The following is a 6,951-nucleotide window of genomic DNA, read 5'->3' on the forward strand; positions in this document are numbered from 1 at the left end:
CGCACCCTCACTTGGATTTCTTTCTCTACTTTTATCATAATAACGCACCCAAAAAAAGAATACCTCCCGAATCAGGAGGCATTCTATTACGTTTCAACCCAGCTTATGATTTCGTTTTTTCAAGGCGCTTGACTACCAGCTTGCCTTCTTCCGCTTCGATATTGACGGTATCGCCTTTACTGATCGTACCCTTGAGCAATTCCTCGGACAAATTATCCTCGATGTGGCGCTGGATAGCTCGACGCAGAGGACGTGCACCATAGGCCGGATCAAAGCCTTCTTTTGCCAATACCTTCTTGGCTTCTTCGGTCAATTGGAAATCAATGTCCTGCTCTTTCAAACGTTTACGCAGCTCTTCTGTCATGAGAGATACGATTTGCTCGATGTGCTCCTGCTCCAAGGAGTGGAACACGATGACTTCATCGATACGGTTCAAGAACTCAGGACGGAAGCTCTTCTTCAGCTCATCCATGACTTTGTCCTTCATATCCTGATACTTTCTTTCCGAATCGTTGGTCGTAAAGCCGAGCGTTGTATTTTTCTTGATCATGCTGGCACCGACGTTGGAAGTCATGATGACAACCGTATTGCGGAAGTCGACGGTACGTCCCTTGGAGTCTGTCAGACGACCATCATCCAGAACTTGTAGCAGGATGTTGAATACGTCTGGGTGAGCCTTCTCGATTTCGTCCAGCAAAATGACGGAGTAAGGCTTACGGCGCACTTTTTCAGTCAGCTGACCGCCTTCGTCAAAGCCTACGTAGCCAGGAGGGGCACCTACCAGACGAGCGGTGGAATGCTTCTCCATGTACTCGGACATATCCACGCGGATCATGGCATCCTCGTCACCGAAAAGCGTCTCTGCCACGGCACGAGCCAATTCAGTTTTACCCACACCGGTAGGCCCCAGGAAGATAAACGAGCCGATTGGGCGTTTTGGGTCTTTCAAACCAGCACGGGCACGGCGGATCGCACGCGAAATGGATTTGACTGCTTCATCTTGACCAATGACGCGATCGTGCAAAATCTCTTCCATCTTCAGCAAGCGCTCTGTTTCTTCTTCCTTCAGCTTTAACACAGGAATACCCGTCCAGCTCGCCACTACTTGTGCGATGTCTTCTGGTGTAACCTCCATGTTCAGCTGGCCTTGACGTTCTTTCCAGTCTTTTTTCGTTTTATCCAGTTCTTCACGCAGTTTTTGCTCCTGATCGCGAAGTGCTGCTGCTTCCTCGAACTCTTGTGATTGTACAGCAGCGTCTTTTTCCTTGCGCACCTCTTCCAGACGTCCCTCCAGCTCTTTGAGGTTTGGCGGAACGGTAAAGGATTGCAAGCGGACTTTGGATGCCGCCTCGTCGACCAAGTCGATGGCCTTGTCAGGCAGGAAGCGTTCCGTAATATAGCGGTCAGACAGCTTTACTGCCTGCTCGATTGCTTCATCGGTAATTTTGACACGGTGGTGGGCTTCATAACGATCACGAAGGCCATGCAGGATACGAATGGCATCCTCCGCTGTCGGTTCATCAACCTGAATCGGTTGGAAACGACGCTCCAGTGCCGCGTCTTTTTCGATGTACTTGCGATATTCATCCAGCGTCGTAGCACCTACGCACTGTAGCTCACCACGTGCCAGGGCAGGCTTCAGAATGTTAGAGGCGTCAATTGCCCCTTCTGCTCCACCAGCACCAATCAGGGTGTGCAGCTCATCAATAAACAGGATGATGTTTCCTGCTTGGCGAATTTCGTCCATGATTTTTTTCAGACGATCTTCGAACTCACCGCGATACTTAGTTCCCGCAACAACGGTTCCCATATCCAGTGTCATGACGCGCTTATCACGAAGGGTCTCCGGAATTTCGTTGTTCACGATTTTTTGGGCAAGACCTTCTGCGATAGCTGTTTTCCCGACACCAGGCTCCCCAATTAAAACAGGGTTGTTCTTGGTGCGTCTGCTAAGTACTTGGATCACACGCTCGATTTCTTTTTGGCGACCGATGACCGGGTCCAGACCGCCGTCACGAGCGATTGCAGTCAGATCCCTTGCCAAGCCGTCCAACGTCGGCGTATTCGCCGCTGGATTCCCTCCAGACGGTTGATGAGATGCCATCATTTCCGAGCTGCCGAGCAGCTGGAGCACCTGTTGACGTGCCTTGTTCAGGCTAACGCCCAAATTGTTCATGATTCTCGCAGCAATGCCTTCTCCTTCACGGATCAAGCCAAGCAGAATATGTTCAGTCCCCACATAGGTATGACCCAGCTTGCGGGCTTCGTCCATCGACAGTTCAATGACCTTTTTGGCGCGAGGTGTATAGTTTGGTGTGTAATTACTACCGGACTGCTCTGTTCCTCGCCCGATTAACGACTCCACTTCGCTCTGGATTTTATCGAGGCCAAGCCCAAGTGATTGCAGTGCCTTCGCCGCAATCCCTTCGCCTTCTCGAATGAGTCCCAGCAGCACATGCTCTGTCCCAATATCTTTGTGTCCGAGACGAACCGCCTCTTCCAGGGCAAGCGCCAGTACTTTTTGTGCGCGTTCTGTAAAACGTCCAAACATCATATCGTACACCTCCGTATAACCGTGTTTTTTCTCTATATGGTTAACAATTGCGTGATACCATTACTCTTGTGGTTCCACTACGCGCAGACGTTCGCGGATCAGCCTTGCCCTTCTTTCGTCGCGTTGGTCCGGAGTGAGCTTTTGTCCAGCGTGGTGTTGTAAAAATCCTGGCTGTGTTGTGACTAACAGTTCGTTTAGGACCAGTGGAGATACATTAGGAATGATGCCTAGATCGATCCCCAGACGTACATCTGACAGGCGTTGAGCCGCTTCCTTGGACTCTACCGTGCGGGCATACATCAAGATACCATACGACCGAAAAATCCGATCCTCCAAAGAAACCCGGGTATGCTCCAGCAAGTAAGTGCGTGCCACACGCTCTTGCTCAATAATCTGTCTGGCCACACCGTAGAGATTGGAAAGGATATCCGACTCAGACATCCCCAGTGTGACCTGATTGGATAACTGAAAAAGATTCCCTAGAGCTTCGCTGCCCTCTCCGTAAATTCCTCTAACGACCAGACCAACTTGATTAATCGCCTGTAAAATTCTGCTGATCTGCTGCGTCATCACCAGAGCGGGCAGGTGCAGCATCACGGATGCACGAATTCCCGTACCCACATTGGTTGGGCAGCTTGTAAGATATCCTCGAGTTTCGTCGAACGCGTAGTTCAAGCTTTTCTCAAAAATGTCGTCTATCTTCGTACCTATTTCCCATGCCTCGTTCAAACGAAACCCGGGTAATAGTACCTGTATTCGAATGTGGTCTTCTTCATTAACCATAATGCTGACAGACTCATCTTCCCGAAGCAATACGGCACCTTTACGGGATTCCTCTGCCAGATGAGGGCTAATCAGATGCTTTTCTACGAGCACCCGTTTTTCTAACGGGTTAATTTGATCCATATGGATGACCTGAAGCTGATGACGTTTGCGCATTGCCTCCGAATCGCTTACTTCCGTTACCTTTCTGACGACTTCCTCGGCCTGCGAGTCCGTTGCCAATAACGGAAAGGGGTGCTGGCGCAGGTTACGGGCGATACGCAGCCGTGTACTAATGACAATGTCGGAATCAGGACCTTCTCCTTTCATCCAATTGCTCCACGGGTTTTGCATAAACTGCTTTTGGGACATAACCAGCTAACCTCCCTTGCTACGATTGGGCCATTTTTTGTTCCAATGCTCGAATTCGATCACGCATTTCTGCTGCCTTCTCGAACTCTTCACTGGCGACATGACTTTGCAGCGCTTGCTTTAGTTGCTCCAGCTCTTTACGGATCTTCAGTTTGCCACCGGTACGCTCTGGTACTTTTCCACTATGCTGTGTGTTTCCATGAATCCGGCGGAAAAGTGGGTCCAGTCGATCCCCCAAAAAGGTGTAGCAATCACTACAGCCAAATCGGCCGCTTTTACTAAATTGAGCATATGTGAGTCCACATGTTTCGCATTGAAGCGGCTTATTCGTTGCCGTTTCGCGTCCATTCTTTTGCATGGGATCAAATTTTAAAAGTCCTGACAGGAGATTGTTGATGCTGAAGTTGTGAAAGCCGGTAAAGACATCCCCTTTTTCATGAGCACATTGCTCGCAAATATGGTATTCGGTTTTTTCGCCATTGACGATTTTCGTCAAATGAAGTGTCGCCGGTCGTTTTCCGCATTCCTCACAGTTCATAACATCATACCTCCTTTTACTTCAACAAGATTGCTGCGATCATCTGCTTTAAAATATTTGCCCGCAAACGATCCCGCAATTCAGCTTCCAGAGTCAAAACGTTTCGCGAGGTAGCGATTTTCATCAAGGTGGCTTCTCTAATGTTGACTAACTCTTCCTCCAGTAGTCTTTCTACGATCGCATTTCCCACACTCTGACTGATGCTCTCACCAATCAGTTCTTCTGTTAGCAATTCCTGCAAGCGTGCTTTGCTGACAATCTGCACCTTGCGTATGCGAATATACCCGCCGCCCCCGCGCTTACTCTCTACGAGGTATCCTTTTTGAACGGTAAAGCGCGTATTGATGACGTAATTGATCTGAGACGGCACACATTGAAAATGGTCGGCAAGCTCACTACGCTGAATCTCGATCGATCCATTGGGACTGTTAGTAAGGATGCTTTTCAAGTGATGTTCAATGATGTCCGAGATGTTTCGCAAGTCATCGCCTCCTATTCCTCTGTGTATGTTCTTATGAGGTTACCTATTGACTTTGACTATCTTTGACGTTAATTATAATGGGTTTAGTGCGTGCCCGCAAGTGTCCCTTACACATTCTAGTGTGGGCAAAAGAGGATCGCTTGAAACTTGGACATGATCAACAAAAAAACCACTCCCTGAGGAATGGTTTATGCTTGTTCTTGCTTATTGGTGTCGATTGCTGGCAAATGATTCAGTAGCTGAGAGAAGCTGGTGATAATAACATCTGCCCCATCAAGCTCGCCTGGTTTCGCAAAACCAAAGTCGCATCCAATGGTAAATAAACCGTTTGTCTTGCCTGCTTCCACGTCGGAGTGACGATCTCCTACCATGATGGCCTGCCCAATTTTGTAATCAGACAACAATTTTGCAACCAGGTCATTTTTGGAATGCGTGCGGAAACGACCAGCCGAGTACAGGTCTGTCATCAGCGGCTTTAACTCGTATGCCTGACAAATGGCATCGATGTACTCTTCCTGCCCATTGCTTGCTACAAATAAAGCAAATCCTTTTTCATGCAGCTTTTCTAAGGTTGATTTTACATCCGGATATAGCTCGGTCACTCGTTCTTTGAGTAACTGGATTTCGTTGTCTAGCAAGAAAGCATCTGCTGACCGAATGGCTTCTTCACTCGCACCCGGCAGTAATTTGTCCCAGATCTGCTCGATCGTCATTCCCAGTACATTGATCAGTTCACGTTCGTCAGGGGTTTCCCCTTGCCATAGCCCTTTTTGACGAAGCTGGTCAAACGTTCGAATAAAAGCGGGGGTCGACAGCTTTTCTGTTTGCAGTAACGTGCCATCCATATCAAATAATATCGCGAATGGTACAGTCATGGGTTCCTCCATTTTGTCTGGCTAGGCAGCTATTCTACTTTTCCTGGCAACATATTCATATCATCCATGATAAACTCAGTAATTCGTTGTGCAGCATCTGGCTTCGAGATTTTTTGTCCCATTCTACGCATATATTCCACCTTGGACGGGCTATGCAATAGTTCATCGATAAAGTAAATCAACTGCTCGGATAGATTCGCGTGTACCGCACACCCATTATTGAGCAAAAAGTGGCTATTCCTCTCTTCCTGTCCAGGCAGAGGGTTGTAAACAATCATGGGTACCCGTTTACTCATTACTTCAGCTGATGTAAGTCCGCCTGATTTGGTGACAATTAAATCAGCCGTTTCCAAGTATTCGTGGAAGTTATTGATGAATTTTAGCGGAATGACTTCATGCCGATACGTACGATTTGTCACCTTATTGTATAGCTTGTCGTTTGTCCCTGTTAACACAAAGGTTTTCAGGGGAATGTTAATCTCTTCTAGCCCATCTAATACCTTTTCCATCGAGCCGAGACCCAATCCGCCCCCCGAAAGAATAATGCTCTTTTGTTCAGGAGCGAGACCAAGCTTTTGCCGAATCAATTCGGGTTCCAATGGCAAACTGAATTTCTTCATGATAGGAATGCCCATCGGAATGAATTTTTGATGATCCTGTCGATAAACGTCTAGCAGGTAATACAGTTGTTCATGACCGATGAAGTAATAATTGATATGGTGATTAATCCATGAAGGATGGATGGTATAGTCCGTAATGATCGTATAGATTGGTTCCTTCCAATCATTTCTTCCCTTCAGTACGGAGAGCATACAGCTTGCAAACGGATGCGTAGCAATAAAGGCATCAGGCTGTACACTGTTGATCAGCTTTTTCAGTTTGTTTGCCAATAACTTATTCATCAGCACATTCATATCGAAGAAACGGGTTTTTTCTGTATTATGATAAATTCTGCCCCACATCTTGGGTGACAGCCTCAACAGATTCATATAGCTTTCCAGCAAAATCTTGTGAAAGGTGGGGCTAATATACTCCAACGTATCGATGATCATTGATGTGCAACCACTCTCAGCTAAGCTTTCTTGCATGGCCCGCGCTGCCTGGTTGTGTCCGTTACCGATGGAAGCGGAAAAGATTAGAATTTTTTTCATGAACGATTCTCCTTCATAACCTCGCCTACTCCAACGCCTGGATCAGGTACCTTCTCATGTTAGTCTACCCCAAGACCCGTCTGCAAGAGGGAACTTGTCGGTCATTCGGCCTAACTTATCGACAAAATAATCGCGAGTTTGACTTCTTGCTGCAAGATACGTTAAAACAAAAAACCTCCTTACCCATTCTGGGGTAAAGAGGTTGGTTTCATTCCCTG

The 6,951-nt window shown here is 47.5% G+C and carries 6 protein-coding genes; all 6 read right to left on the reverse strand.

Going from position 1 to position 6,951, the window contains the following annotated elements; translation table 11 throughout:
- Positions 1-103: 103 nt before the first annotated feature.
- Positions 104-2,554, reverse strand: a complete 2,451-nt coding sequence (locus HP401_RS33160) for an ATP-dependent Clp protease ATP-binding subunit (RefSeq protein WP_016742864.1) — start codon at positions 2,552-2,554, stop codon at positions 104-106.
- Between the two features lie 60 nt (positions 2,555-2,614).
- The gene (mcsB, locus tag HP401_RS33165) at positions 2,615-3,688 is read right to left on the reverse strand and encodes a protein-arginine kinase McsB (protein WP_016742865.1); all 1,074 of its coding nucleotides are present in this window, start codon (positions 3,686-3,688) and stop codon (positions 2,615-2,617) included.
- 19 nt (positions 3,689-3,707) lie between these two features.
- The gene (mcsA, locus tag HP401_RS33170; protein ID WP_012683955.1) at positions 3,708-4,226 is read right to left on the reverse strand and encodes a protein-arginine kinase activator protein McsA; all 519 of its coding nucleotides are present in this window, start codon (positions 4,224-4,226) and stop codon (positions 3,708-3,710) included.
- A gap of 16 nt (positions 4,227-4,242) precedes the next feature.
- Entirely contained in the window at positions 4,243-4,707 is a 465-nt protein-coding gene (locus tag HP401_RS33175; RefSeq protein ID WP_173606577.1) for a CtsR family transcriptional regulator, read from the reverse strand.
- A 188-nt stretch (positions 4,708-4,895) separates the two neighbouring features.
- Positions 4,896-5,582, reverse strand: coding sequence for an HAD hydrolase-like protein (locus HP401_RS33180; RefSeq protein ID WP_173606578.1), 687 nt, complete (start codon positions 5,580-5,582; stop codon positions 4,896-4,898).
- A gap of 29 nt (positions 5,583-5,611) precedes the next feature.
- A complete protein-coding gene (locus HP401_RS33185; RefSeq protein WP_012683952.1) occupies positions 5,612-6,733 on the reverse strand; it encodes an MGDG synthase family glycosyltransferase in 1,122 nt (373 codons plus the stop codon).
- Positions 6,734-6,951 lie beyond the last annotated feature (218 nt).

This window comes from Brevibacillus sp. HB2.2 (genome assembly GCF_013284275.1).
GTDB lineage: Bacteria > Bacillota > Bacilli > Brevibacillales > Brevibacillaceae > Brevibacillus > Brevibacillus brevis_D.

Coding starts and splice junctions, on each gene's coding strand:
- HP401_RS33160 (WP_016742864.1), bottom strand. CDS start 2,554: ATGATGTTTGGACGTTTTACAGAACGCGCACAAAAAGTACTGGCGCTT.
- mcsB (WP_016742865.1), bottom strand. CDS start 3,688: ATGTCCCAAAAGCAGTTTATGCAAAACCCGTGGAGCAATTGGATGAAA.
- mcsA (WP_012683955.1), bottom strand. CDS start 4,226: ATGAACTGTGAGGAATGCGGAAAACGACCGGCGACACTTCATTTGACG.
- HP401_RS33180 (WP_173606578.1), bottom strand. CDS start 5,582: ATGACTGTACCATTCGCGATATTATTTGATATGGATGGCACGTTACTG.
- HP401_RS33185 (WP_012683952.1), bottom strand. CDS start 6,733: ATGAAAAAAATTCTAATCTTTTCCGCTTCCATCGGTAACGGACACAAC.